The following is a 24,927-nucleotide window of genomic DNA, read 5'->3' as shown; positions in this document are numbered from 1 at the left end:
AACATTTTCAAGAAACTCTGCCCACAACACCTACCACATACGCCCATTACACAGGCTGTCCCGGAAAATGTCAAGCCGGCGGCAAAAGACGCCCCACCGTGTCCAACAGGTGGTTCCGGTTGATCGGTTTGGACAACCACTCCGTGACACCGGACAGCGAGAACGGCCCCCCGGAACACTGCCCTTCATGGCCGGTGATGACGATGACTGGCAGGTCCGGACGGATGGTCCGCAGCTGCTCGCGCAACTCGATTCCACCCAGGTTCGGCATATCGAGGTCGGTGATCACCAGATCGTAGGCCAACGGTTCCCGGCGCAGCCCGTTCAAGGCCTCGCGGCTGTCGATGAAACCATGAACCTGCAACCCGGCCCGTTCAAGGTACCTCCGGAGAATCTCCACCACATCGGGTTCATCGTCGACGATCAGCACACGGCCCAATCTCCCGTCGGCAACGGTGGGAAGCGATGCCTGCTCCGTGGGTTCGGGCCGGGGCGCATGCCGTGCCTTGGAAAGGGAGCGTATCCCGTCCACCAACTGCTCGCCCCGGCGGCTGGCCGCGATGATCCGGTCGAGCCGCCGTTGCAGCGTCTCCATGCCCCTCGATTCCTCGCCGATCATTTCCGCGTTGGCGATTATGATGCTGAAAATATTGTGCAGGGCATGCCCGTGTTCCCGGTTGAGCCGGCTGTCCTCCGTGTCGCGTGCGTGTGGTGCTGCATTGTGCTCGTCCATGATCTCTCCCGGAGACGGCGGTCGTTGGCGTGGCATGGCGGCGCTGACCAGAGCGACCTTGGCCGTCGGCGCAACGAATCCCTCATCCCTCATCGTGTTCTTGTTTACTTCCCCACCAAGAATGGCTATGTTGCGAGGCGCCTGCCGGCGGATGACAGCGCCGCGCGGGGCAATTCGCCTGTCCTCTGGCGGACGTGTCCCCGGAGTGCGGACTTCGGAGGGGATGTCGCAGCCAGGCGGCACACCTTGTCAAGATATTCACCGGCCAGCACGATTCCCGCCCCGCCCGTTCCCCCGGTTGCTCTCGCCGCGACGGAACCGGGTCTATTGCTCACAGATTGTTCTGCCCCCAATACACCTATTCTCATGTACCGCATCCGCCCGACATCGAAAAAAAAGAAAAAGCAGCCCCTGAGATTCACCGCCACCTGCGGCTTTGGCCTGGAACCGCTGGTCAGTGAGGAAATAGCCTCCTTCGGCGGCGAACAGATCGACGCCCATCCCGGTGCGGTCACCTGGAGCGGCCACCTGGAAAGCGGCTACCGCGCCTGTCTGTGGTCGCGTTTTGCCTCGCGCATCCTGCTGGAACTGGCCCGGTTCGACGCCCCCAATCCGGACGCCCTGTATGCCCATGCCGGCAACATCCTCTGGGACGAGCATTTCACCGCTCAACAGACCTTTGCCGTCCACACCACCCTGGTCAACGCCTCCCTCACCCACAGCCAATTCGCCTCGCTGCGGATCAAGGACGCCATTGTCGACCAATTTCGCAAACGGTTCGGCAAGCGTCCGGATGTCAACGCCTTTGCCCCGGACATTCGTCTCAACCTCCATGTCCAGGGTACCGGCGCATCGCTCTCCCTGGATCTCTCGGGGGAGAGCCTGCACCGGCGCGGCTATCGCACCGGCAGCGGTGAGGCGCCGCTCAAGGAGACCCTGGCCGCGGCCATCGTCCGCCTTTCGGGCTGGCTGGATCGTCGGCAAGCGGAACCCATCCTGCTTGACCCGATGTGCGGCGGCGGCACCCTGCTGATCGAGGCGGCCCTGATGCTCAGCGACAGCGCTCCCGGCTTGCTGCGCAAAACTTTTGGCTTCATGGCCTGGAACAAACATGACCCGCTGTTATGGGAACGCTTGGTCCAGGAGGCCTTGGACCGCGAAGGTCGGAGTTTGCCCGAAACCTGGCCACAGTTCATCGGCTACGACGCCGACCCCAAGGTGGTGGCCGCGGCCCGCAAAAACGTGATCGCCGCCGGACTGCGTGATGTGATCGTCATCAAACAACGGCAACTGGCCCGCCTGCAGAGCCCGGGCCCCAGGGGATGCCTGCTGACCAATCCGCCCTACGGCGAGCGTTTGTCGGAAAAAGAGGCGGTCAAATATCTCTACCGCTGCCTGGGCCGGGTATTCCGTAGCCAGTTTTCCGGCTGGACGCTCGGCTTTTTCACCGCCAACCCCGATCTTGCCGAGATGACCGGCATGCAGTGGCAAGAGCGGCACCGGCTGTTCAATGGCCCGATCAAGTGCCAGCTGCTGGTAGGTCAGGAGAGTCAGATGGGAGAAAAGGCCGTGCACCGCTGGGCCCCGGTCGCCCTGGCGGCCGGCAGCCCCGGTGAGGATCTGGCCAACCGCCTGATCAAGAACTGCACCACCCTCCTGCCGTGGGCCGAGGCCGAAGGCATCACCTGTTTTCGCCTCTATGATGGCGACATCCCGGAATACAACCTGGCCATCGATTGCTACGAGGAATGGCTCCATGTTCAGGAGTACGCCCCGCCGGCCACCATCGATCCCGCCAAGGCAGAGGAGCGATTCCAGCAGGCCCTGCAGGTCATCCGCGCCGTGTTCGACGTGCCCCGCAGCCGGCTCTTTATCAAGACGCGGCAGAAACAGAAAGGGGCGCAACAGTACCAGAAAAAACCGGGAACCGGCACCCTGTACGAAGTGCGCGAGGGCGGCGGCCGATTTCTGGTCAACTTCACCGACTACCTCGATACCGGTCTGTTTCTCGATCATCGACTGACCCGGACGCGACTGGGCCAGTTGACCCACGGCAAAACCTTTCTCAACCTGTTCGCCTATACCGGCTCGGCCACCGTCTATGCCGCCATGGGCGGCGCCACCGCCACCACCACGGTGGATGTTTCCGAAACCTACCTGAGTCGGGCCCAGGCCAACCTGGCGCTCAACGGCTTTGGCGGACCGCTGCACCAGTGTGTCGAGGCCGACTGCATGGACTGGCTCAAGCGCAACCACGACCGCTTCGGGGTGATCTTTGTCGATCCGCCCACCTTTTCCAATGCCCGCCACCGTAAGCAAACGTTCGACATCCAGAACGATCACCCTGCCCTGCTCCGCCTGGCCATGCAGCATCTGACCAAGGCCGGGGTGCTGATCTTCTCCACCAATTTTCGCAAGTTCAAACTGGACCCGACCCTTGAGCAGGAATTCGACGTGCGCGAAATCAGCGACCAGACCGTGCCTCTGGATTTCCAGCGCAACCGCCGCATCCACCGCTGCTGGGAGATGCGTCACCCGTTCAGCCCCTCGGAGCCCCAGGAGGCATGCTGATGTTCACCAATCCCGCCGACGAGATCGTGACCATCGTTGATCGTGACAACACTCCCCTGGGCGCGGTCACCCGCCGGATCATGCGCCAGCAACGCCTCATCCACCGGGCCAGTTACATCCTGGTCTTCAACACCGCTGGCGAGCTGTTCATCCAGAAACGGTCGATGAACAAGGACATTTATCCCGGCTACTGGGACCTGGCCGCCGGCGGCGTGGTCCTGGACGGGGAAAGCTACGAGGAATCAGCGCGGCGGGAACTGCATGAAGAGCTGGGCATAACAGGACTCAAACTCCGCCCCCTCTTTGATCAGTACTACGAGGACGATCGCAACCGCGTCTGGGGCCGCATCTTTGCCTGTACCAGCAACGGCCCGTTCACCCTGCAGGCAAGCGAGATCGAGCACGGCCGGTTTATCCCCTTGGGCCAGATTGAACAGCTGCATCAGATCGAGCCGGTCACTCCGGACGGCCTGGTACTGCTCCAGCGGCTGCCGCGCTAGGTTGCGGGATGGTCTGGTCCAAAATCTGATTTTCCCCCACGCAGCCTCCCTGGGTGCAGTCGGCCACCGATTCCATGGATATCTGGCTGCTCCGTCCACCCTCCCGGCCTGCCCCGCAGCTGCTTATCCCCTCGTTTCCCATAGACCAAACAACTGGCCAGTGCCCCGTGCAGCCAGTTCCGCCATGGCGGTGAACAATTGTGGATGGAAGGGTCCGCCCTCGGCCGTGCTCTGGACCTCGATCCAGCGGCCGTCGCCGCTCATGACGAAGTTGGCGTCCACCTCGGCGGACGAATCCTCGGCATAATCGAGATCGAGCACCGGCTGACCAGCCACCACCCCGGCGCTGATCGCCGCCACCGGCAGCAACGGCGGCAGGGCCGGCAATCGACCGCGCTCGACCATGCGCGCCAGGGCCATTTTTACCGCGAGCGCGCCGCCGGTAATCGATGCGCAGCGGGTGCCGCCGTCGGCGTTGAGCACATCGCAATCGACCCGCAGGGTGTGCTCGCCCAAGAGGCTCAAGTCCACCATCATCCGCAGGGAGCGCCCGATCAGCCGCTGGATTTCATGGGTCCGCCCGGACAGACCGGAAACCGCTTCCCGCCGCCCCCGACTGTGGGTGGCGCAGGGCAACATGCCGTACTCGGCGGTGATCCAGCCCTGACCTTTGTCCTTGAGAAAAGGCGGCACCCGATCCTCCACCGTAACCCCGCACAGCACATGGGTATTGCCCATGCGGATCAGCACCGAGCCGTCGGCATGGGGCTGAACCCCGTATTCCACACTGAACGGCCGCAATGCATCGGCCGAACGTTCACCGCTGCGCATACATCCTCCTTGGTTGATCTATTGCTCTGGATGACACCGGGACCACCTCGGCACGGTAAGACTATCGGTTACAGTACGACCAGGGTAACGCCGGGGTTGGCGCGATTGAGATCACGGTGGGCAGCGAGAAAGGGAAAGCGGCGCAACAACTGACGGCCGCGGCCGGAGCGGCCTTCAAAGTGTTCCCCGGGAATAATCGCCTCGATCCGACCCTGATGCCGCAGGAACTGCAACTGGTGCTGGACAGCGGTCTTGATCGCCCCGCCGGTGCCGCTTGAACCGTAGCCGTGAATCAGGGTCAAGACCTTGCACCCTTCGGCGGCGTTCTGGCGAATTGCACTTTCCAGGCGATCGAGCGCCTGCTGGACCAGCGGCATGCCCTGTTTCAAATTGACCTGGCGGTGCAGCACCTCGGCAGGGCGTGGCAGGTTGACGCCACACGCGGCCTGGCAGTACGGGCACTGCAACGGCCCAGGTGCAACCTCGTTGCCGCATACCGAACAGAGCGTCACTCCCATCACGCCCCTCTTCCCGCGCACACGGCGTCTGCTATCTCCGCCGGACCTCGATCACCTCCGGCATCTGCAGCAGGTGTTGCTGCAGGAGCTGCAGGTGTTTGAGATTGACCACTTCAAGCAGCACCTCCAATTCGGCGATGTTTTCCACCGTGGTACGGGCGTTCAGCTCGACGATATCGGCATCGTCGGCGCTGATGGTGCCACTGATATCGGCCAGCAGATTCTTGCGATTCTCGGCCCGGATCAGCAGTCCGGCCCGGTGGGTGCTCTGCGGCGAACCGGCCCAGGAAACCTCCAGCCAGCGGGTGGGATCGGTGGCCTGCAGGTTGTGGCAGTCGGCCTTGTGCACCGAGATGCCGGAACCGGTGGTGATGAAACCGATGATCGGATCGCCGGGGACCGGCCGGCAACATTGACTGATCTTGACCAGCATGTTGTCGACGCCGTCAATGTCGATGATGTCGCTTCGGGTGGCGCCAGCCCGGCTCTCCTCGGCGGCGCGCTGCGCCCGCTCGACCATCTCCGCGATCCGCCGTTTCTCCTCGGCCTCGCGAAATTCTTCAGGCTGCAGGGTCCGGATGAGATGGGGCACGGTGATCGAGCCGCTGCCCACCCGCACGAGCATGTCCTCCAGCGAGCTGCAGTTGAGCTGCTTGAGCAGCAGACGCAAATGGCCGCTCTTGAGCAGACCGCGCAGGTTGACATCGTACTTCTTCAGTTCCCGCTCGCAGATCTCCCGGCCGAGCTTGAGCGAGCGTTCCTTTTCCTCGCGTCGCAGGTACTGGCGGATGCGGGTGCGGGCCCGGCTGGTCTTGACCAGCTGCAACCAGGCACGGCGGGGGTGCTGGTTCTTCTGGGTGAGGATCTCGACGATGTCGCCGCTCTGCAGTTCATGCTTGAGCTGGACGATCTGACCGTTGACCTTGGCGCCGACACAGGTGTCGCCGACCGCCGAATGAATCGAATAGGCGAAATCGATCGGCGTACTCCCTCGGGGCAGTTCGCGCACCTCGCCGGTGGGAGTCAGGGCGAAGACATCGGGTTCGAACAGTTCGCCGCGCAACGATTCCATGAATTCGCCCGGGTCCTCGACCTCCTGCAGCGACTGCACCAGCCTCTTGATCTCCTTGAACAGCCGGGCATCACCGCTGGTGATCTTCTGCCCCTCCTTGTAGGCCCAATGGGCGGCCACGCCCTCCTGGGCCACCCGATCCATCTCCTCGGTACGGATCTGAATCTCGATGAAATGGCCGTGCGGTCCGGCGACTGTGGTGTGCAACGACTGATAGTTGTTGGACTTGGGCGCGCTGATCCAGTCCTTGATCCGTCCGGGCACCGGCGTCCAGTCGGCATGCACCGTGCCCAGGGCCTGGTAGCACTCCTTGACCGTGCGGACGATGATGCGGAAGGCCACCTTGTCGTAGACCCGCTCCAGGGGAATGCGTTGGGCCACCAGCTTCTTGTAGATCGAGTAGATGTGCTTGGGCCGGCCGATGATCCGCACCGGCACGATCTTGTTGGCCCGCAGCTTTTCGTGCAGGATCTCGATAACCTCGTCCACGTAGGCCTGACGCTCGGCCAGGGTGCTCTCCAGGTGGGCGGTCAGGTCAGCATATTCCACCGGCAGCAGATACTTGAAGGCCAGATCCTCCAGCTCGCGCTTCAGCCATTCGATACCGATACGACTGGCCAGCGGCGCATAGAGGTCCATGGTCTCCCGTGACTTGGCCCGCCTTTCTTCCTCCCTGACCGCATCGAGGTTGAGCATGTCCTGCAGACGGTCAGCCAGTTTGACCAGAAGCACGCGGATATCCGCGCCCATGGCCAGGAGCAGCTTGCGAATGTTCTCCGCCTCGTGGGCCAGCTGCGAGTTGTAGCGGACGTTGGTGATGCGGGTGGCGCCATCGACGATATTGGCGACATCGTTGCCGAACTTTTTTTTCAGTTCCTCATGGGTGGCCACCTGCTCCTTGAGCGTGCCGTGGAGCAGACCGGCGACAATGGTGTCCAGGTCGAGCTTCATCGAGGCCAGGCTCGAAGCCACGGCCAGGAGATGATCGACATAGGGTTCGCCGGTATCGTAATACTGGCCGGCGTGGCGTTCGCAGACGAACTCGTAGGCCTTGGCAAGCGGCGTCAGGTCGACCCCGTGCAAATACCCGGAAGCCAGGGAGAGAAGCGGTTGAATGTTCGGCATGGTTACGCGGTTTCCAGTCGATGGAGGCGAGCTCCGGAATCAGGAAAGAGCCAGGTGAACGCGTTCGGCGAGATATGCCGTCGCCTCCTCCAGGGAGAGGACCTGCGTTTCCCCGGTCTTGCGGGAACGGATCTCCACCTTGCCTTCCTTCTCGAAGGTCTTGCCCACGGTAAGCCGGTAGGGAATGCCGAGCAGATCGGCATCGGCAAATTTGGACCCCGGCCGCTCGTCACGGTCGTCGAGAAGCACGTCCAACCCCTGGGCCCGGAGTTGAGTGTACAGGTCTTCAGCCGCCGTGCAGTAGCCTTCATCCTTGGGGCCGAGGTTGAGGACAATCACCTGGAAGGGGGCCAGCGGCACCGGAAAGATGATACCCTTGGCATCGTGGTTCTGCTCGATGGCCGCGGCCACCACCCGGCTGACGCCGATACCGTAGCAACCCATGACAAAGGGTTTTTCCTGGCCGTCACTGTCCTGGAAGTTGGCTTTCATGGCCTCGGAATATTTGGTGCCGAGCTTGAAGATATGGCCGACCTCGATACCCTCCTTGAGCCGCAAGCCGCCGCCGCAGACGGGGCAGCGGTCATTCACCGTGATTTGTCGCAGGTCGCCGACCACATCGGGGGTAAAATCGCGGCCCGGATTGACGCCGGTGAGATGGCAGCCCTTCTCGTTGGCCCCGGCCACGGCGTTGACCATGCGCATCACCTCCTGGTCGGCCACCATCTTCAGCTCCAGGCCCACCGGCCCGAGATAGCCCACGGGCAGACGGGTCTGCTGCCAGATCTGCTCCTCGTCCAGGGGCTCGACATCGGTGGCGCCCAGCAGGTTCTTCAGTTTGACCGACTGCACCTCGCGATCGCCCCGCACCAGGGCCGCCACCACCACACCGTCGGCCAGGTAGAACAGGGTCTTGATCACCGCAGCCGGCTCCACCTTGAGAAACTCGGCCACCTTGTCGACCTTCTTCATCCCGGGAGTTTCGACCTTGACCAGCTCCCGCAGAACTTCCATCGAAGGAGCGGCCTCGGCAAGGGCAATGGCTGCCTTCTCGACATTGGCGGCATAACTGCAGGACTCGCAAATCACCAGGGTATCCTCGCCGGTTTCGGCCAACACCATGAATTCATGGGAAAAGGAGCCGCCGATGGCGCCGCTGTCGGCTTCGACCGCGCGAAATTCCAGACCGCAGCGCTCGAAGATGCGATGGTAGGCCTGGCGCATGATCTCGTAGCTGCGACTGGCGCCGGCATCGTCGACGTCAAAGGAATAGGCATCCTTCATCACGAACTCGCGGCCGCGCATCAGGCCGAAACGCGGCCGGATTTCGTCGCGGAACTTGGTCTGGATCTGGTAGAGATTGATCGGCAACTGCCGGTAGGATTGCAGTTCGCGACGGGCGACATCGGTCACCACCTCCTCGTGGGTCGGCCCGAGGCAGTAATCGCGGTCATGACGATCACGGAAGCGGAGCAGTTCCGGACCATACTTCTTCCACCGCCCCGACTCCTCCCACAGATCGCCCGGCTGCACCATGGGCATGAGAATCTCCTGGGCGCCGGCGCGGTTCATCTCCTGGCGGACGATCTCGGTCACCTTCTGCAGGGCGAGAAATCCCATGGGCAAGTAGGTGTACATGCCCGAAGTCAGTTTGCGAATGAATCCGCCCCGCACCAACAGCTGATGGCTGACGACCTCCGCCTCCGACGGGGTTTCCTTGGTGGTGGGCAACAGCATCTGTGAATAACGCATCTCGAATCTCCGTTCGAATAGAAATCAGGGATAAGGTTGACGGTTCGGTTGGCGGCGTCTCGGTCACGCCTTGGTTTTGCGCTCCGCTTCCAGTCGTTCCAGTTCCTCAAGAAAGACCGGCAGCAGATCCGCCTCCGGAACCTTTTTATAAATTTCGCCTTTTTTAAAGACAATGCCGACCCCATGACCGCCGGCAATGCCGATGTCGGCCTCGCGCGCCTCGCCCGGACCATTGACCACGCAGCCCATGACCGCCACCTTGAGGTTGCTCTCCATGGTCTGCAGCCGCTGCTCCACCTGCTCGGCCAGGGTAAAGAGATCGATGCGGGTGCGGCCGCAGGTCGGGCAGGAGATCAGCTCGGGACCGCGCTCGCGGATGCGCAAGGAGCGCAGCAGTTCATAGCCGACCCGAATCTCTTCCACCGGGTCGCGGGTCAGGGAAATGCGAAAGGTGTCGCCGATCCCCTCGGACAGCAGAATGCCCAGGGCTACGCTCGATTTGACCGTACCGGCGATCAGCCCCCCCGCCTCGGTAACCCCAAGGTGGAGCGGATACTCGGTCCGCTGCGCCAACTGGCGGTACCCGGCGATGGTCGTCAGGGTGTCCGAGGATTTAATCGAAATCTTGATGTCGAAAAATCCCTGCTCTTCCAGCAGACGGACATTGCCCAGCGCGCTTTCGATGAGCGCATCAGGGCGCTCCGGGGTGGGGTAACCAAATTGCTTGAGCAGATCCTTCTCGATGGAGCCGGAATTGACCCCGACCCGGATGGGTACCCGGTGCATCGTGGCCGCGGCCACCACCCGCGCCAGTTTGTCCGGTCCACCCAGATTGCCGGGATTGATGCGGACGCCCTGGGCGCCATGCTCCATGGCAGCCACCGCCAAACGGGAATCGAAATGGATGTCGGCAATCAGGGGGATGGTGATCTGCTCACGGATGGCGGTGATGGACTCGGCCGCCGCTTGATCCGGAACCGCCACCCGGATAATCTCGCATCCGGCCTGCTCCAGTCGTCGAATCTGGGCCACGGTGGCCTCGACCTCGCTGGTCAGGGTGTTGGTCATTGACTGCACCGCAATGGGCGCCCCGCCACCAATGGCCACCGGCCCGACATGAATCTGGCGCGTTGTCTTGCGTTCAATCATCGCTGTCTCTCTCTGATTTTAATGCCGTAGGCTCAATTCGGCCTCGGAGGCGCGTACATAGAGGGGCACGAGGTTGTCCGCGTCCACGTCCGCCTGCCCTTGGATCAACATGGAGGCCGCGCACAGGCCGACGACGGCGGCCCGTGGATGCAACATGGCGGTGGCGACCAGCCGTGCCTGGGGATGGCTGGCAAGCTGCGGCTGGCAGGCTCTGACCCCCGGGCCAACCACCAGGGTCGGCTCTTGGATGGAGGCGACCAATTGCTCGGCCGACAGGACGAGAAATTCGCTGGTCCGCAGGTATTGCGACTGTCCGTCGACACGGTAAAAGGCGGCATACACCTGCTGCTTTCGCGCATCCAGGAGACAGCAGAGCGGCAATTCGCTGGCTGCCACCTGCGCGGCCAGTCCATCGAGGGTCGGCACGCCGAGTAGAGGCCGCCGGGCAGCCATGGCGATCCCCTTGGCTGCCGCCAAGCCGATCCGAAGACCGGTAAAGGATCCCGGGCCCAAACTGACGGCCACGGCGTCAAGCTCGGCCCACCCGACGCCAACCGCCGCCATCATCGTCGCCACGGACCCCAGCAGGCGGCGGGAGTGGGTCTGCTCGGGTTGGAGGGTGTATTCGGCCAAGACCTTGCCGTTTGCCCTGTCTCCCTTGGTCAAGGCGACTCCGCCGCATCCGGTTGCGGTCTCGATCGCCAGGATCAGGACATCAGCCATCGTTTGACCAGCCGGAGAATATCATTGTAGAAGACAAAAATCATCAGCGTCCCGAGGATGGCGATGCCGACCCGCTGGCTGATTTCCATGGTTCGCTCGCTCAAGGGCCGGCGGCGAACCGCTTCCAGGGAAAGAAACACCAGATGGCCGCCATCGAGTACCGGAATGGGCAGCAGGTTGAGAATACCCAAGTTGACGCTCAGCAGGCCCATGAAATACAACAGGTTCATCCATCCGGCCTCCAACTGCTGGCCGGCCAGTTCGGCGATGCGGATCGGCCCCCCCAATTCACTGGCCGGGATCACCCGCTGGATCATCTTGACAATGCCCATCACTGTCAGATAGCCGAGATTCCAGGTTTGCACCACAGCGGCTTTGGCCGACTCTGCGATCGACGCATCCACGTAACGGATTTCCTCGCTGCGAACGATTCCAAGCATGTACCGCTCGCCTGTGGTCTCGCCGAACAGGTTCTTCACCTCGCGGATGGTGGGTTTGGCGCCTATGGTCAATTCCTGTCCCTCACGGAGCACCACCAGGGTCACCTCGTTGCCCTGGCTGTCCCTGATAGCCTCTGAGACATGCTCCCAGGAGGTCGTCGGCTTACCGTTGATGGACAACACCGCATCGCCGGCCTTCAGCCCTGCCTGCGCGGCGGCCGATTCGGGGTTGACTTCACCGATCTTGGTGGAATCCACCGGTTCAGGCATGCCCGCGACGACAAACAGCAGAAAAAACAATCCCACGGCAAACAGGAGATTGAACAGCGGTCCGCCAAAAACAATGCCAAAACGCTGCCACACCGGTTTATGGGAAAAAGAACGATGTCGGTCTTCGGGAAGAACTTCTTCCTCCTGCTGCTCTCCGTACATTTTCACGTACCCGCCAAGGGGAAAGGCGCTGATCAGGTACTCGGTCTCCCCCCATTTCTTTCCGACCAGTTTGTTGCCAAAGCCGAGGGAAAATTTAAGGACCCTGACGCCAAAGGCCTTTGCCAGCAAGAAATGGCCGAGTTCGTGCACAAAAATGAGTACGCCAAGAACGAGAATGAATGACAGAACGGAATTCATGAACAACCTACGGAATAGTCACTAACAGAAAAAACGAGAGGGTTGCGGTCGACAATCGCGGATGAGTTCAGGCCTGGAGCGCACGGGTGACCATGGCACGGGCTGCCTGGTCAGCCGCGAGAATGGCGTCCAGGTCCAGTTCATCCCCTTGGGCGGTCTCCTGCAAAGCCCTGTCAACCACTTCGGCGATGCGGGTGAAACCAATCCGGCCGTTGAGGAAGGCCTCGACGGCAACCTCGTTGGCGGCATTAAGAACAGCCGGTTTAACGCCGCCCATTGCCAAGGCGTCATAGGCCATGCGCAGGGCCGGAAATCGTTCATGATCGGGTTGTTCAAAGGCAAGCCCACCGCACTGCGCCAGATCAAGCCGTGAAAGGCCCAATTCAAGCCGCTTGGGATAGGACAGCGCATAGGCGATGGGGATCCGCATATCCGGGATCCCTAACTGGGCAACCACCGAACCGTCCTGATATTCCACCAGTGAATGAACAATCGATTGCGGATGCACCACTACCTCGATTTGCTCAGGTTCGACGTCAAAAAGCCAGCGGGCCTCGATTACTTCAAGCCCCTTGTTCATCAACGTTGCGGAATCGATGGAGATCTTGCGCCCCATACTCCAATTGGGGTGGGCAAGAGCCTGCGCGGGGGCAGCGGTTGCCAGATCGTCCTTGCTCCAGGTCCGAAACGGACCACCGGAGGCGGTGAGAATAATCCGGGCCACGTCCTGTTTGCGTCCAGCCTCCAAGGCTTGAAAGATGGCGCTGTGTTCGGAATCAATGGGCAGCAACTGAACCTTATGCTGCTGTGCAGACCGCATCACCAGTCGACCAGCCATGACCAAGGTTTCCTTGTTGGCCAGGCCCACATCCTTGCCAGCCCGAATGGCGGTCAAGGCTGGCAGCAGGCCAATCGCACCAACCACGGCAGAAACCACCATGTGAGCAGAGGCTAGCGAGGCCACCGCGCAGTTGCCCTCGGTCCCGCAAACGATACGGGAATGATAGGACGGGGGCAGCCGTTGTGCAAGAGGGGAGACTAACGCTGGCTCAGCCACCGAAATGCATTCCGGCTGAAACTCCAGCACCTGCTCGGCCAACAGGGCGACATTGCGGCCGGCCGCAAGGCCTACAATCCGGAACTGTTCGGGAAACTGTCGCACCACCGCCAGCACATTGGTGCCGATGGACCCGGTCGATCCCAGCAAGGATAACGCCTTCATCAAAGCACGCCCAAGCGGAGCAAGTAGTAAAGCACGGGCCCGGTAAGCAACAAGCTGTCAATGCGATCGAGCAATCCGCCGTGACCAAGAAGAATGGTGCCCGAATCCTTGACGCCCACCGAGCGTTTAATCATCGATTCGGTCAGATCACCGACAATGCCCACCACGATGAGCAGGGCGGCCACTGGGAGAAGCAGGAGGGGGTCGGTTTTCTCGGGAAACAGCAGGTTGATGCCCTCGGCGGCGGCAATACCGAAAACAAGACCGCCCACGCCACCGGCTATGGTCTTCTTCGGGCTAATTTGCGGGAAAAGTTTGCGTTTGCCAAATGTCTTGCCGGCGTAATAGGCACCGGTATCAGAACCGGCGACAATGGCGATCAGCAAGATCAACCAGAAGGGCCCCTGGGGCAGAAAGCGAATGAGCACCACATGGGCCAGACAGACCGCGATATAAAGACTGGCAAAACCGCTGACACAGAGGTAACGAAACACATCCGGAATAACGGTATATCCGTGAAGAGCCATCGCGACGATCGCCATGAGGCTGGCCACCAGAGCGGCCAAGACAGCCTCGCCCGAACCGGACAGCGCGGCAAGAACCGGCAACAGGGAAAGCAACAGCGTTGTCGCAAGACGGGGACCTGTCAAGGTGGGACAGGTCATGCGAAAATACTCGTGGAGGGCGATACCGGCTCCGCAGACCCCTACCCCCCAAAACAATGCAGCCGAGCCCCAAAAAAGCAGAAGCACCCAGCCGACGGCCATGAGCACCCCTGGGATCACACGATTCATCGCGGCCTACTCTGCCTGCAGTTGTGCACCGGTTTTGCCAAAACGTCGCTGTCGGTGCTGAAATGTTTGGATGGCTTCCAAGAATTGTTCCTTCCTGAAATCAGGCCACTTGACCTCGGTAAAATACAGTTCCGCGTAGGAGGCCTGCCAAAGAAGGAAATTGGACAGGCGATGTTCACCCCCGGTACGAATCAGCAAATCGGGATCGGATTGACCAGCGGTGAACAGATACTCGCCGAGAGTACTCTCGGAGATGTCCTGCCAATCCAATCGCCCTTGCTGGCATTGTCGGGCTAGCTCCCTCGCCGCCCCGACAATTTCGCTGCGGCCGCCATAACTCAGGGCCAGGTTCAGGATCATGCCCTGACAGCACCGTGTTTCATCGATGGTTTGCTGGAGGATGGCACGTACGTCGCTTGGCAGGCGATCCTGCTGTCCCAGGCAATGGAGGCGGATATCGTTGCTGAGCATAGTTCGCAACTCCGCTTGGAGATAGCTCTTGAGCAACCCCATCAGGCCATTGACCTCGGTCGACGGACGGTTCCAATTCTCCGTCGAAAAGGCATAGAGGGTGAGGACTTCCAATCCGATGGAGCGCGCAGTCTCAACGACAGCACGTACCGATTCTACCCCTGCCTTATGGCCGTACAGTCGCGGCCGGTGTCGCTCCTCCGCCCAGCGGCCATTGCCATCCATTATAATGGCCACATGGCGAGGGATGAGGGAGAGCTGTTCTTGAGTGACCACGGATGACATGGCGAAAGCAGACGAGATCAGACCGCCATCACTTCCTTTTCTTTGCCGCCGGTGATTTCGTCAATCTGTCCGATATAGCCATCCGTTACCTTCTGCGCCTCTTCCTGCAGACGGAACAACTCATCTTCTGAGAGTTCCTTGTCCTTTTTCATCTTTTTCAAGGTTTCAATGGCATCTCGACGAATATTGCGAATGGCGACCTTATACTCCTCCCCTATCTTCTTGACCTGCTTAACCAGTTCCTTGCGTCGCTCCCCGGTAAGAGGTGGGATGGTCAAACGGACCACATTGCCGTCACTTGCCGGGGTCAACCCCAACCCCGAGGCGAGAATCGCCTTTTCAATGGCGGGCAAGACCTGCGGATCCCAGGGTTTGATCGCGATCATATTGTTCTCGGGAATGGTCAAGGTACCAACCTGATCGAGGGACATTTGCGAGCCGTAGGCATTGACTTTGATTCCATCGAGCAATGAAAGGCTTGCCCTTCCCGTCCTGATCTTCACCAGATCGCGTTTCAGGGCCTCGCTGCTTGCGGTCATCTTTTCTCTCAACTGATCAATAATCTTTGTCGACATATCTTCCTCGTCAGCATCATGCGGTTGCTGTTGACATGAAAAGTTAAAACAATCTCTTTCCGGAAAGAAATACCCATCAGAGGCCGGCGCTAATTGGTAATCAGCGTCCCAACATCTTCGCCCATCACCGCTTTGACAATGTTTCCTGGTTTGGTCATGTCAAAGACAAAAATGGGCAGGTTATTGTCTCGGGCAAGGGAAATTCCCGCAGCGTCCATGATCCGCAGGTCGTCGCGTAAAACCGTTGAAAACGTAAGGGTATGGTACCGCACCGCGTTGGGATCTTTTTCCGGATCGCGATCGTACACCCCATCGACCCGGGTCGCCTTCATGATTACATCCGCCTTGATCTCAAGAGCCCGGAGCACCGCAGCGGTATCGGTGGTGAAATAGGGGTTGCCGGTACCAGCGGCAAAAATCACCACTTGCTTGTTTTCGAGATAGTCAAGGGCCTTCAACCGTTCATACGTCTCGCAAACATTCAGCATGGTGATGGCCGACATGACCTTCGTTGGGATGTCGAGATTTTCCAAGCCATCCTGAACAGCCAAGGAATTCATCACCGTGCCCAACATGCCCATGTTGTCCGCGGAACTTCGATCCATACCACTGGCCGCGCCAGCCACCCCCCGAAAAATATTGCCGGCACCGATCACTAGGGCGAGTTCAATTTTGAGATTGTGCAATGCCTGGATTTCCTGCGACACGAATTTAATGACCTCGGTGCTGATGCCATAAGGTTTATCTCCCATTAAGGCTTCACCGCTGATCTTCAACAATACGCGCTTGAACTTCATTCCGCCGTCCTCCACGACTTATCCCCAATCATGGGGATATCGAGATATCCCATTGAATCAACCCTAGAGACCGGAGGAAGCTATCAACCAATCTGGAATCGGGCAAATTTCTTGATAGAGATATTTTCACCCATTTTAGCAACCAGTTCGTTCAGCAGATCCTGAACGCTGAGATCGGGATTTTTAACATATTTCTGCTCCATGAGACAAACCTCGGCCAAATATTTCTCAATCTTGCCACCAACCATCTTTTCAACAATCTGTTGCGGCTTGCCGGATTCCAGGGCTTGGTTGACATAGATATCCTTTTCACGCTGCAAAATTTCCGGTGGGACATCTTCACGGGTGACCGACACGGGATTGGCCGCCGCAATATGCATGGCTATGTTCTTGGCGAACGCTTTGAAATCATCGGTCTTTGCGACAAAATCGGTTTCACAGCCAACTTCAACCATAACACCGAGTTTGCCGCCAGCATGGATATAGCACTCAACAACCCCTTCCTTGGTTTCACGACCAGCGCGTTTGGCCGCCACGGCCAAGCCTTTCTGCCGCAACAAATCGACTGCTTTTTCCATATCTCCGCCGGTTTCCGTCAGAGCTTTCTTGCAGTCCATCATACCGGCGTTGGTTTTATCACGAAGTTCTTTTACCATCTGGCTTGTAATAGTCACGTTACACACTCCTTATCGTATCGCAGGGTCGCAACCCTGCAAATCAACTAATATGAGGCAATACACGGAAAGACCGACACAACAGCCTTGGACTGCCATGTCGGTCTAGGTCAGGAAGGCCGCTGAATTATCCGCAGACCCGAAACTTATTCTTCTTCCATTTTTTCGGCGAGTTCTTCTTCCACTCCCGCACTCATGGAAGCTTCGAGCTCATTGAGGTTGGCTTCAGCTTCTTCACCGCGCCGCGATTTCCCTTCCATGATAGCTTCAGCCATCATGGAAGAAATCAATTTAATTGCCCGGATAGCATCGTCATTACCGGGAATGACATAATTAATACCGTCTGGATCGCAGTTGGTATCAGTCAACGCAATCACAGGTATACCAAGTTTAACGGCCTCACCAACGGCGATATCTTCCTTCTTGGGATCGATGACAAATAAAACATCGGGCAAGGTTCGCATATTTTTTATCCCACCGATATTGCGATCAAGCTTGACCCGTTCCTTTTCCATCTGCAGAACCTCTTTCTTGGGAAAGCGGTTGATGGTTCCATCGGCTTGCATCGATTCAATCTTTTTCAACCGATCAACCGAGTGCTTAATGGTTTGAAAGTTGGTCAACATACCGCCAAGCCAGCGATGATTGATATAGTACATGCCACATCGCTCAGCCTCTTCTTTGATAATTGCTTGCCCTTGACGCTTGGTGCATACAAAAAGCACAGACCCTCCATTGGTCACCGCCTCGACCATGGCACCATATGCCTTCTTGAAAAGCTTCATGGTGATGTCGAGATTAACAATATAAATGCCGTTCCGGGGACCGTAGATATAAGGCTTCATCTTGGGATTCCACCGTCTTGTCTGATGGCCGAAATGAAGACCGGCTTCAAGCATTTGCCGCATAGTAACTGCTGCCATGTACATTCTCCTCTTTTTGGTTATGTCCTCCATCCCTCGAACCGATTTCATACGCGATATGAAACACCAATGGTTGAGACGGGATGTGCGTAATTGGGGCCACGCGTAGCTGCATGGCTCCGTAAATAAAATTTTTTATTTTAGCATTACTCAATAAGATTTTCAAGTCTACCCTCTTCTCAAGGGTAAAGGCTCACCACAATGAACACGCTATTTTTTGACCAGTAACTTCCGCCCTCCCAAGATAAATTCAAGCCAGCGAAAGCCAAACTGGAGCAGGGCACCATCATTTTTATTAATTCGCTTAACCTCATCTTTACGCAAATGAAAACCATTCAATAATTGGTGAGTTTCGACGTACGAACGAAATCTGTCAATATCATAACACACCATAAAGGCTAGCCGCTGATACGGACCCGCCTTTCCTTCGCCGGCCCAAGGATTGGTGGCAAAAAAGGCATCGAGCTCGGCCCATAAATCGTTATACATGTTGCAGTCATACAAATTTTGATCGCGTTCCCACTGTGAAATTGTGTAACTTCGTGACTCGAGGTGCCCCTTGCAATACGGGTGATGCGTCAAAAAATAATGAGCCTTAAGAGACTTTCCTTTTCCTGGATTTTCGACACCACGCTCAAGAGGATATGTGCGGCAGGCAGAAGGGCGGTTGACATAAACGGAACATCCCTGTTCTCCTAAGAAAGGGCAAGACCGTTCAACATTTTCGCGCATTTTTAGCTTGAGACTAGGAAAAAAAGGATGGCTTCCTGCAGTAATAGAAGTAAAACGTTCAATAAATTCGGTAGAGTTGATAGCCAGATATTCTTTTAATAAAATAATATCATACGGGAAAAGCAACATATCAACGTTATGGCAACAATGAAGATAACAACTCACCCGTGAATGACAGTGAAATTGAAATCTACCGTTTTCTATGGTTGTTCGCCCGGGCAGAAGATGATTTTCAATATCCATTACTCAGTACAAATGAAAAAAAAGAGCTGGTATGATTACTCACACCAGCTCTTTACTTAACATCAAAAACAAAATTACTATTGCTCTTGCTCGGCGGTTGCGTTGTTCGCCAGATCTTGATAGTCGACAAGTTCCAGAATGGCCATTGGCGCAGCGTCACCGAGCCGTGTCCCTGTTCGAATAATTCGAGTATACCCACCTTGACGCTCAGCATATTGATTGCTCAGCTGATCAAATAATTTCGCAACAATACTTTTTGAACGAATAAAAGCTAAAGCCTGGCGACGTGCGTGCAAGTCCCCACGCTTGCCCAGTGTAATCATCTGTTCGGTTACTCGTCGTGCTTCTTTGGCTTTGGTCACTGTTGTTACGATTCGTTCCTGTTCAAGGAGCGATGTGACCATATTGCGCAACATAGCATCACGATGCGATGCCGTGCGGCCTAATTTTCGTCCTGCTTTTCTATGTCTCATGCTATTACCCTTTCTTCGTTACAATATAAAATATTGGTTCGCGGTGAAGAATCATTCCTCAAGTTTTTCTTCGCGCTTTTCTGGAGCCACCCACCCCTCGTATTTCATACCGAGAGTCAAATTATGCTCAGCAAGCAACGCCTTTATTTCGTTGAGAGATTTACGCCCAAAATTTTTGGTCTTCAACATTTCAGCGTCTGTCTTGTTGACTAACTGACCGATATATTGAATTTGAGCATTTTTGAGACAGTTAGCAGAACGAACTGACAGTTCGAGATCTTCAACATTTTTATCAAGAAACGGTGGATAGGCTTTGCCGTCTTCGTCGCTATCCAAACTATCAGGTGCTTTGGCAATTTCTTCGTTAAAATTGATAAAAATTGTCATTTGCTCTTTCAAGATTTTGGCAGCATAGGCAAGTGCACTTTGCGGCTCAACACTTCCATCGGTTTCGATTTCCATTGTCAAGCGGTCATAATCAGTCTGCTGACCTACACGGGCTTGGCTAACAACATATTGAACCCGAATGATGGGTGAGAACGCAGCGTCAATAGGAATAACTCCTATAGATTGCCCTTCTTTTTTATTTTGCTCTGCCGGTACATACCCCTTACCCCAGTGCACTTCGAGCTCAGCACGAAAATTGGTCTCACTTGTCACTGTACAAATAACAAGTTCAGGATTCATAACTTCGACATAAGCTCCGCCATTGATATCGCCAGCCAACACTCTACCCGGACCATTCTTTTCAAGGACAACGGTCCGAGATTCTGGCCCATGTAGTTTCAATCGAACCTGTTTAAGATTCAATATGATTTCAGCAACATCTTCATGCACACCGTCGATAGTGGTGAACTCGTGCAACGCATTCCCAATTCGGACGGAAGTGATCGCTGCCCCTCGGATGGACGAAAGCATGATGCGGCGCAGCGAATTGCCGATAGTAGTGGCAAAACCGCGCTCAAGAGGTTGGCAAACGAATTTTCCATATCGGCTGGTGAGTGTCCCCTCATCAACCTCTAACTTTTCCGGACTAATAAGGCTATGCCAATTCTTGTAAAAAGGATTATCGTCCAAAATTTCTTGTGCCATGCAATACCTAACGATAAAAATTTATTTGGAATACAACTCAACAATAAGTTGTTCCTGTATGGGCATCGTTATTTCTTCACGGTTAGGCAACGCTTTGACGGCACAATGAAACTTAGCTTGGTCAAGCTCAAGCCAACTTGGCAGACCTCGGCGAACAGCCCCTTCGAGGTTGTCAATGACCTGTTCACTTTTCTGGTATTTTTCTTTTAACGCTATGATGTCACCAGCATTAACTTGATGCGAAGGAATATTGACTTTTTTTCCATTGAGGGTGAAAAGGTTATGGCGAACCATCTGGCGAGCCTGATCTCGTGAACTGGCGAATCCGCTACGATAAAGGACATTATCCAAACGTCTTTCCAACATAATAAGCAACGTTTCACCAGTAACGCCCTTTGCCCGCTCAGCGCGCTCAAAATAGCGCCGAAATTGGGCTTCAAGCATGCCGTACATCTGCTTAACCTTTTGCTTTTCACGCAACTGAACAGCGTAATCCGAAACTTTACGGAAACGATTTTGTCCGTGTTGACCAGGAGCAAAGGACCTGCGCTCGAAAGCGCATTTGTCGGAATAACAACGATCTCCCTTGAGGAACATTTTAAGGTTTTCGCGTCTGCACAATCTGCAGGATGCACCAGTATATCTAGCCAACTTTTACCTCCAATGAATGACCGATAAAGTCATGACATTTAGTTTAAATTAGAGATCAGGTTAAACCCTGCGTCGCTTGGGCGGCTTGCAGCCGTTATGAGGAAGAGGGGTGACATCAACAATACGGCTCACATCAAGATCAACCGTTGTCAGCGCTCGTAATGCTGCCTCTCGACCCGGACCGGGGCCTTTGACCCTGACCTCCACTTTACGCAAGCCATGCTCTTTGGCTTTCAACACCGCATCATTCAATGCATTCTGGGCCGCAAAGGGTGTGGATTTCCTCGACCCCTTAAAACCAAGCACTCCAGCACTCGACCAAGACAGTGCATTGCCCTGACGATCGGAAATCGTCACCACTGTGTTGTTAAAGGTTGAATAAATAAAAATAATACCCTCTGTGACATTTTTTTTATCTTTTTTCTTTACCTTCGCCGCAACCTTGCCCGCTTTTGCCATAATGACTCCTAATTACTCCTCTTTCTAAAGTGATTCCAGAAGAGTAGAATTATTTTTTCCGTACCGCAGCACCCCGTCGAGGCCCTTTACGCGTACGCGCATTCGTTTTTGTCCTTTGCCCTCGAACAGGCAGACTTCTCCGATGCCGGCGCCCACGGTAGCAACCAAGATCCATCAGACGCTTGATATCCATAGACACCTCGCGCCGACGATCCCCCTCGACCACATAACTATTTTCAATTATGGTTCGAATACGGTTTACATCATCAGCACTCAAATCATCGCTATTCATCTGGTAAGGCAAATCCGCCTTATCAAGAATTTGACGAGCAGAAGTTAACCCGATTCCGTAAATGTAGGTTAAAGCGCGGTCCATATGTTTGTTGCGTGGCAAATCCACACCAGCTATTCGTGCCAAATCTGTACTCCTTGGTCAGAATCCTGCTAAATTTTTAAAGTGACATTATCCTTGACGCTGCTTGTGTTTCTTATTTGCACAAGCAACCCGAACAACACCTTTTCGCTTTAAAATCTTGCATTCACTGCATATTTTTTTAACAGATGAACGTACTTTCATGGTGCACCTACGACAATTTAATTATTTTTTCCCTTTCCCGCCCTTGGCGCGAAAGGTAACCCGCCCCCTTGTTAAATCATAAGGGGATAGCTCAACGGTTACGCGATCACCAGGAAGAATCTTAATGTAGTGCATACGCATTTTCCCGGAAATATGCGCAAGCACTTTGTGACCATTATCAAGTTCTACCTGAAACATAGCATTCGGTAATGGTTCGATAATGGTACCTTCTACTTCAATGGCTTCTTCTTTCGCCATAAAGAAATCCACCCCTAAATGATAGAGCTAAAATTTAAACTTATATCGAATAAAAATAAATTTTTCAAGAAATTTTGCCCTATATAGCGATAATATCAAACTCATGGGGATTAATAGGCTATATGGGGTAACCGTTCGCTGAGAACCAGAGGTCCTGATGAAAGTACCGCGACGGAATGTTCGAAGTGGGCTGAGGGCTTCCTGTCAGCAGTTACAACTGTCCATTGATCATTAAGAACTTTTACCTTTTCTCCGCCCATGTTGATCATAGGCTCAATTGCCAACACCATACCTTCGACAAGCCGAGGCGAAGCTTGTCTTTGAACATAGTTGGGAATTTCAGGAGGCTCATGCAAATTCGCCCCAATGCCATGACCAACAAATTGACGTACTACAGAAAACCCGTATGACTCAGCATAATTCTGAACTGCACGTGAAATATCCGAAACTCTATTACCAACTCGAGCCTGCTCAATACCTCTTAAAAGAGCGTTTCTAGTTACTTCAAGAAGACGTTCAACTGTTGGTGAGACGTTACCCACAGTTACAGTTATTGCTGAGTCACCATAAAATCCTTGATATAACACACCAAAATCTAAAGATACAATATCCCCTGATCGAAGAAGTTTTTTCTTTGATGGTATTCCGTGTACTACCTCTTCATTGACTGATGCACAGAGACTTGCGGGAAAACCTTTGTAACCTTTAAAAGCAGGTTTTGCATGGTGATCATAGCAATATTCTTCAGCCAATTTATCAAGCTCAAAAGTTGTTATACCTTCGGTGATATTAGATTCCAGTAAGGAAAGCACGCCAGCAACTATCTGGTTTGCTTTATGCATAATTGCTATTTCATCAGAATTTTTAATGATAATCGCATTTTCGGTATAACTTTTTGTCACAATACTCCTAATTCCGTCCCCGTATCCGATTATTTTTCATAAAACCATCATAATTTCGCATAATAAGGTGAGATTCTATTTGCGAAATTGTATCGATTGCTACACCAACTACAATTAAAAGAGCTGTCCCGCCAAAGTAAAAAGGAACCTTTAACTCGGCAATAAGAAGAGTGGGCATAACACATACGGCACTTAAATAGATGGCTCCTACAACTGTAAGTCTAATTAATGTGCTATCTAAAAATTCAGAGGTTCGTTTTCCAGGCCGAATGCCTGGTATAAACCCACCATTTTTCTTTAAATTCTCAGCCACATCATCTGCTTTAAAAGATACTGCTGCATAAAAAAAACAAAAAAATACAATCATTCCCACATAGAGAAGATAGTAATACACTGTTCCAGGTGAAAAGGCAGCCGATATCCGTTGCACCCAGTCTATATGAACAAAGGAACCAATGGTCGCCGGAAACATCATGATAGACGAGGCAAAAATAGGGGGAATAACACCAGATACATTGATTTTAAGAGGTAAATGGGAGGCCTGCCCCCCATAAACCCGTCTGCCTACAACCCTTTTTGCATATTGGATGGGGATCCTGCGCTGGGAGGTTTCAACAAAAATAATAAATGCAACAATTAAAAACATTAATGCCAATATCAGGGGAACAAAAATGAGAGACAGCTCCCCTGTTTTTATAAGCTCGATTGTATTTGCGACTGCAGATGGCATTCGCGCTACTATTCCTGAGAAAATAATAAGCGAAATGCCGTTGCCGATTCCACGCTCAGTCATCTGTTCCCCGAGCCACATGATAAAAGCAGTGCCAGAGGTAAGCGTGAGTACTGTCATTAATTTGAAGTGTAAACTTGGATCTATTACAATGGGAACGCCGTTGGGACTTGTCATTCCTTCTAAGCCAGTGGCAATAAAAAAGCCTTGGATTATAGAAAGCACGACTGTACCATATCTTGTATATTGTGTGATTTTTCTTCTACCGGATTCACCTTCTTTGGAAAGCGTTTCAAGTTGCGGAACAACGACGGTGAGTAATTGTATTATAATGGACGCCGAAATATACGGCATAATTCCAAGGGCAAATATGGAAAAGTTCTCTAAGGCACCGCCTGAGAACATATTAAACATGCCAAAAAGGGTACTTGCATTTTTTTCAAAAAAAGCGGTAAGGGCTTCTCCGTTTATGCCAGGTGTGGGAATTTGCACTCCCATTCTGTAGACCAAAAGCATCAAGAGAGTGAAAACCACTCTCTTGCGTAAATCAGGAATACTAGCAGCACTGATGAGACCGCTCATGCATTACTCCTCAATGGTTCCACCAGCAGCAATGATTTTCTCTTTAGCACTACTGCTAATCTGAGCAATTTTGACATTTAATGCTCTCGTGATTTCGCCATTGGCTAAAATTTTAACCGATTGACCAGGCTCAACTAAACCAGCATCGATCAGACAATTTAAATCAATAACGGTTCCAGCATCAAACCTGTTCAGTTCATCCAGCGACAATATGGTATATGTCTTTTTGAATATGTTATTAAATCCTCGCTTTGGAAGCCGACGATGCAAAGGCATTTGCCCCCCCTCGAAGCCTGGGCTGGCACTGTATCCGGACCGTGCACGAGCACCTTTATGCCCACGAGCTCCGGTTTTGCCATGACCACTTCCAGGGCCACGTCCGACACGTTTCTTCGCTTTTCTCGCGCCTTCACTTGGAGCGAGTGTGTTTAACTTAATCACGT

General features: G+C 54.8%; 28 protein-coding genes. 2 read left to right on the top strand and 26 right to left on the bottom strand.

Going from position 1 to position 24,927, the window contains the following annotated elements; all coding sequences use genetic code 11:
* Nucleotides 1-70 precede the first annotated feature (70 nt).
* Nucleotides 71-733 (bottom strand): ATP-binding response regulator, encoded by a 663-nt coding sequence (locus tag DESPR_RS04115; RefSeq protein ID WP_015723550.1) that lies wholly within the window; start codon nucleotides 731-733, stop codon nucleotides 71-73.
* Between the two features lie 366 nt (nucleotides 734-1,099).
* Here DESPR_RS04115 and rlmKL point away from each other — a divergent pair, with 366 nt between their 5' ends.
* Nucleotides 1,100-3,304 carry a bifunctional 23S rRNA (guanine(2069)-N(7))-methyltransferase RlmK/23S rRNA (guanine(2445)-N(2))-methyltransferase RlmL gene (gene rlmKL / locus DESPR_RS04110; protein ID WP_015723549.1) on the top strand — a complete coding sequence of 735 codons (2,205 nt, stop codon included), beginning with the start codon at nucleotides 1,100-1,102 and terminating at the stop codon, nucleotides 3,302-3,304.
* On the top strand, nucleotides 3,304-3,804 hold the full coding sequence (locus tag DESPR_RS04105; protein ID WP_015723548.1) for an NUDIX hydrolase: 501 nt from the start codon (nucleotides 3,304-3,306) through the stop codon (nucleotides 3,802-3,804). Before rlmKL ends, DESPR_RS04105 begins: the two co-directional genes overlap by 1 nt.
* 123 nt (nucleotides 3,805-3,927) lie before the next feature.
* On the opposite strand, the gene rph is transcribed toward DESPR_RS04105, so the two are convergent.
* The 25 genes from rph to rplO form a co-directional block, all read right to left on the bottom strand.
* Nucleotides 3,928-4,635, bottom strand: a complete 708-nt coding sequence (rph, locus tag DESPR_RS04100) for a ribonuclease PH (RefSeq protein WP_015723547.1) — start codon at nucleotides 4,633-4,635, stop codon at nucleotides 3,928-3,930.
* 68 nt (nucleotides 4,636-4,703) lie between these two features.
* Nucleotides 4,704-5,153, bottom strand: a complete 450-nt coding sequence (locus DESPR_RS04095; RefSeq protein WP_015723546.1) for a Smr/MutS family protein — start codon at nucleotides 5,151-5,153, stop codon at nucleotides 4,704-4,706.
* Between the two features lie 31 nt (nucleotides 5,154-5,184).
* Nucleotides 5,185-7,350, bottom strand: coding sequence for a RelA/SpoT family protein (locus DESPR_RS04090; protein WP_015723545.1), 2,166 nt, complete (start codon nucleotides 7,348-7,350; stop codon nucleotides 5,185-5,187).
* Between the two features lie 39 nt (nucleotides 7,351-7,389).
* Nucleotides 7,390-9,102 carry a proline--tRNA ligase gene (locus tag DESPR_RS04085; RefSeq protein ID WP_015723544.1) on the bottom strand — a complete coding sequence of 571 codons (1,713 nt, stop codon included), beginning with the start codon at nucleotides 9,100-9,102 and terminating at the stop codon, nucleotides 7,390-7,392.
* A 63-nt stretch (nucleotides 9,103-9,165) separates the two neighbouring features.
* Entirely contained in the window at nucleotides 9,166-10,251 is a 1,086-nt protein-coding gene (gene ispG, locus DESPR_RS04080; RefSeq protein ID WP_015723543.1) for a flavodoxin-dependent (E)-4-hydroxy-3-methylbut-2-enyl-diphosphate synthase, read from the bottom strand.
* Nucleotides 10,252-10,269: 18 nt separating this feature from the next.
* Nucleotides 10,270-10,974 carry a tRNA (adenosine(37)-N6)-threonylcarbamoyltransferase complex dimerization subunit type 1 TsaB gene (gene tsaB / locus DESPR_RS04075; RefSeq protein ID WP_015723542.1) on the bottom strand — a complete coding sequence of 235 codons (705 nt, stop codon included), beginning with the start codon at nucleotides 10,972-10,974 and terminating at the stop codon, nucleotides 10,270-10,272.
* Nucleotides 10,959-12,044: an RIP metalloprotease RseP gene (rseP, locus tag DESPR_RS04070; RefSeq protein ID WP_015723541.1), complete on the bottom strand. Its 1,086-nt coding sequence runs from the start codon at nucleotides 12,042-12,044 to the stop codon at nucleotides 10,959-10,961. Before rseP ends, tsaB begins: the two co-directional genes overlap by 16 nt.
* A 67-nt stretch (nucleotides 12,045-12,111) precedes the next feature.
* Nucleotides 12,112-13,266, bottom strand: a complete 1,155-nt coding sequence (locus tag DESPR_RS04065; protein ID WP_015723540.1) for a 1-deoxy-D-xylulose-5-phosphate reductoisomerase — start codon at nucleotides 13,264-13,266, stop codon at nucleotides 12,112-12,114.
* Nucleotides 13,266-14,060, bottom strand: coding sequence for a phosphatidate cytidylyltransferase (locus tag DESPR_RS04060; RefSeq protein ID WP_015723539.1), 795 nt, complete (start codon nucleotides 14,058-14,060; stop codon nucleotides 13,266-13,268). The genes DESPR_RS04065 and DESPR_RS04060 overlap by 1 nt, the downstream gene beginning before the upstream one ends.
* A 6-nt stretch (nucleotides 14,061-14,066) precedes the next feature.
* Nucleotides 14,067-14,816, bottom strand: a complete 750-nt coding sequence (gene uppS, locus DESPR_RS04055; protein ID WP_015723538.1) for an undecaprenyl pyrophosphate synthase — start codon at nucleotides 14,814-14,816, stop codon at nucleotides 14,067-14,069.
* A gap of 17 nt (nucleotides 14,817-14,833) precedes the next feature.
* Complete coding sequence (gene frr / locus DESPR_RS04050) at nucleotides 14,834-15,391, bottom strand: ribosome recycling factor (protein WP_015723537.1); 558 nt, start codon at nucleotides 15,389-15,391, stop codon at nucleotides 14,834-14,836.
* Between the two features lie 89 nt (nucleotides 15,392-15,480).
* On the bottom strand, nucleotides 15,481-16,188 hold the full coding sequence (gene pyrH / locus DESPR_RS04045; protein WP_015723536.1) for a UMP kinase: 708 nt from the start codon (nucleotides 16,186-16,188) through the stop codon (nucleotides 15,481-15,483).
* An 83-nt stretch (nucleotides 16,189-16,271) separates the two neighbouring features.
* Nucleotides 16,272-16,862 (bottom strand): translation elongation factor Ts, encoded by a 591-nt coding sequence (gene tsf / locus DESPR_RS04040; protein WP_015723535.1) that lies wholly within the window; start codon nucleotides 16,860-16,862, stop codon nucleotides 16,272-16,274.
* A 146-nt stretch (nucleotides 16,863-17,008) separates the two neighbouring features.
* On the bottom strand, nucleotides 17,009-17,785 hold the full coding sequence (gene rpsB, locus DESPR_RS04035) for a 30S ribosomal protein S2 (RefSeq protein WP_015723534.1): 777 nt from the start codon (nucleotides 17,783-17,785) through the stop codon (nucleotides 17,009-17,011).
* 210 nt (nucleotides 17,786-17,995) lie between these two features.
* Nucleotides 17,996-18,760 (bottom strand): YkgJ family cysteine cluster protein, encoded by a 765-nt coding sequence (locus DESPR_RS04030; RefSeq protein WP_015723533.1) that lies wholly within the window; start codon nucleotides 18,758-18,760, stop codon nucleotides 17,996-17,998.
* A 77-nt stretch (nucleotides 18,761-18,837) separates the two neighbouring features.
* Nucleotides 18,838-19,233 carry a 50S ribosomal protein L17 gene (gene rplQ, locus DESPR_RS04025; protein ID WP_015723532.1) on the bottom strand — a complete coding sequence of 132 codons (396 nt, stop codon included), beginning with the start codon at nucleotides 19,231-19,233 and terminating at the stop codon, nucleotides 18,838-18,840.
* Between the two features lie 51 nt (nucleotides 19,234-19,284).
* Nucleotides 19,285-20,325 carry a DNA-directed RNA polymerase subunit alpha gene (locus DESPR_RS04020; protein WP_015723531.1) on the bottom strand — a complete coding sequence of 347 codons (1,041 nt, stop codon included), beginning with the start codon at nucleotides 20,323-20,325 and terminating at the stop codon, nucleotides 19,285-19,287.
* Between the two features lie 21 nt (nucleotides 20,326-20,346).
* On the bottom strand, nucleotides 20,347-20,976 hold the full coding sequence (gene rpsD / locus DESPR_RS04015; protein ID WP_015723530.1) for a 30S ribosomal protein S4: 630 nt from the start codon (nucleotides 20,974-20,976) through the stop codon (nucleotides 20,347-20,349).
* Nucleotides 20,977-21,036: 60 nt separating this feature from the next.
* Nucleotides 21,037-21,435, bottom strand: a complete 399-nt coding sequence (rpsK, locus tag DESPR_RS04010) for a 30S ribosomal protein S11 (protein WP_015723529.1) — start codon at nucleotides 21,433-21,435, stop codon at nucleotides 21,037-21,039.
* A gap of 49 nt (nucleotides 21,436-21,484) precedes the next feature.
* Nucleotides 21,485-21,853 carry a 30S ribosomal protein S13 gene (gene rpsM, locus DESPR_RS04005; RefSeq protein ID WP_015723528.1) on the bottom strand — a complete coding sequence of 123 codons (369 nt, stop codon included), beginning with the start codon at nucleotides 21,851-21,853 and terminating at the stop codon, nucleotides 21,485-21,487.
* Nucleotides 21,854-21,898: 45 nt separating this feature from the next.
* Nucleotides 21,899-22,012, bottom strand: a complete 114-nt coding sequence (gene rpmJ / locus DESPR_RS17745) for a 50S ribosomal protein L36 (RefSeq protein ID WP_081457946.1) — start codon at nucleotides 22,010-22,012, stop codon at nucleotides 21,899-21,901.
* A 21-nt stretch (nucleotides 22,013-22,033) separates the two neighbouring features.
* Nucleotides 22,034-22,270, bottom strand: a complete 237-nt coding sequence (gene infA / locus DESPR_RS04000; protein WP_015723527.1) for a translation initiation factor IF-1 — start codon at nucleotides 22,268-22,270, stop codon at nucleotides 22,034-22,036.
* A 110-nt stretch (nucleotides 22,271-22,380) separates the two neighbouring features.
* Nucleotides 22,381-23,172 (bottom strand): type I methionyl aminopeptidase, encoded by a 792-nt coding sequence (gene map / locus DESPR_RS17740; protein WP_015723526.1) that lies wholly within the window; start codon nucleotides 23,170-23,172, stop codon nucleotides 22,381-22,383.
* Between the two features lie 7 nt (nucleotides 23,173-23,179).
* On the bottom strand, nucleotides 23,180-24,484 hold the full coding sequence (gene secY / locus DESPR_RS03995) for a preprotein translocase subunit SecY (RefSeq protein ID WP_015723525.1): 1,305 nt from the start codon (nucleotides 24,482-24,484) through the stop codon (nucleotides 23,180-23,182).
* Nucleotides 24,485-24,487: 3 nt separating this feature from the next.
* Complete coding sequence (rplO, locus tag DESPR_RS03990; RefSeq protein ID WP_043770602.1) at nucleotides 24,488-24,922, bottom strand: 50S ribosomal protein L15; 435 nt, start codon at nucleotides 24,920-24,922, stop codon at nucleotides 24,488-24,490.
* Nucleotides 24,923-24,927: the final 5 nt, after the last annotated feature.

Source organism: Desulfobulbus propionicus DSM 2032 (assembly GCF_000186885.1).
Taxonomy (GTDB): Bacteria; Desulfobacterota; Desulfobulbia; order Desulfobulbales; family Desulfobulbaceae; genus Desulfobulbus; species Desulfobulbus propionicus.
Note: the sequence above shows the minus strand (reverse complement) of the source record. Positions and strands in the feature narration are given on the sequence as shown.

Coding starts and splice junctions, on each gene's coding strand:
- rplQ (WP_015723532.1), bottom strand. CDS start 19,233: ATGAGACATAGAAAAGCAGGACGAAAATTAGGCCGCACGGCATCGCAT.
- frr (WP_015723537.1), bottom strand. CDS start 15,391: ATGTCGACAAAGATTATTGATCAGTTGAGAGAAAAGATGACCGCAAGC.
- DESPR_RS04085 (WP_015723544.1), bottom strand. CDS start 9,102: ATGCGTTATTCACAGATGCTGTTGCCCACCACCAAGGAAACCCCGTCG.
- pyrH (WP_015723536.1), bottom strand. CDS start 16,188: ATGAAGTTCAAGCGCGTATTGTTGAAGATCAGCGGTGAAGCCTTAATG.
- DESPR_RS04065 (WP_015723540.1), bottom strand. CDS start 13,266: ATGAAGGCGTTATCCTTGCTGGGATCGACCGGGTCCATCGGCACCAAT.
- rpsK (WP_015723529.1), bottom strand. CDS start 21,435: ATGGCAAAAGCGGGCAAGGTTGCGGCGAAGGTAAAGAAAAAAGATAAA.
- tsaB (WP_015723542.1), bottom strand. CDS start 10,974: ATGGCTGATGTCCTGATCCTGGCGATCGAGACCGCAACCGGATGCGGC.
- DESPR_RS04030 (WP_015723533.1), bottom strand. CDS start 18,760: ATGGATATTGAAAATCATCTTCTGCCCGGGCGAACAACCATAGAAAAC.
- rpmJ (WP_081457946.1), bottom strand. CDS start 22,012: ATGAAAGTACGTTCATCTGTTAAAAAAATATGCAGTGAATGCAAGATT.
- secY (WP_015723525.1), bottom strand. CDS start 24,484: ATGAGCGGTCTCATCAGTGCTGCTAGTATTCCTGATTTACGCAAGAGA.
- DESPR_RS04060 (WP_015723539.1), bottom strand. CDS start 14,060: ATGAATCGTGTGATCCCAGGGGTGCTCATGGCCGTCGGCTGGGTGCTT.
- DESPR_RS04105 (WP_015723548.1), top strand. CDS start 3,304: ATGTTCACCAATCCCGCCGACGAGATCGTGACCATCGTTGATCGTGAC.
- infA (WP_015723527.1), bottom strand. CDS start 22,270: ATGGCGAAAGAAGAAGCCATTGAAGTAGAAGGTACCATTATCGAACCA.
- rseP (WP_015723541.1), bottom strand. CDS start 12,044: ATGAATTCCGTTCTGTCATTCATTCTCGTTCTTGGCGTACTCATTTTT.
- rpsB (WP_015723534.1), bottom strand. CDS start 17,785: ATGGCAGCAGTTACTATGCGGCAAATGCTTGAAGCCGGTCTTCATTTC.
- rph (WP_015723547.1), bottom strand. CDS start 4,635: ATGCGCAGCGGTGAACGTTCGGCCGATGCATTGCGGCCGTTCAGTGTG.
- ispG (WP_015723543.1), bottom strand. CDS start 10,251: ATGATTGAACGCAAGACAACGCGCCAGATTCATGTCGGGCCGGTGGCC.
- DESPR_RS04020 (WP_015723531.1), bottom strand. CDS start 20,325: ATGGCACAAGAAATTTTGGACGATAATCCTTTTTACAAGAATTGGCAT.
- DESPR_RS04090 (WP_015723545.1), bottom strand. CDS start 7,350: ATGCCGAACATTCAACCGCTTCTCTCCCTGGCTTCCGGGTATTTGCAC.
- uppS (WP_015723538.1), bottom strand. CDS start 14,816: ATGTCATCCGTGGTCACTCAAGAACAGCTCTCCCTCATCCCTCGCCAT.
- DESPR_RS04095 (WP_015723546.1), bottom strand. CDS start 5,153: ATGGGAGTGACGCTCTGTTCGGTATGCGGCAACGAGGTTGCACCTGGG.
- rlmKL (WP_015723549.1), top strand. CDS start 1,100: ATGTACCGCATCCGCCCGACATCGAAAAAAAAGAAAAAGCAGCCCCTG.
- DESPR_RS04115 (WP_015723550.1), bottom strand. CDS start 733: ATGGACGAGCACAATGCAGCACCACACGCACGCGACACGGAGGACAGC.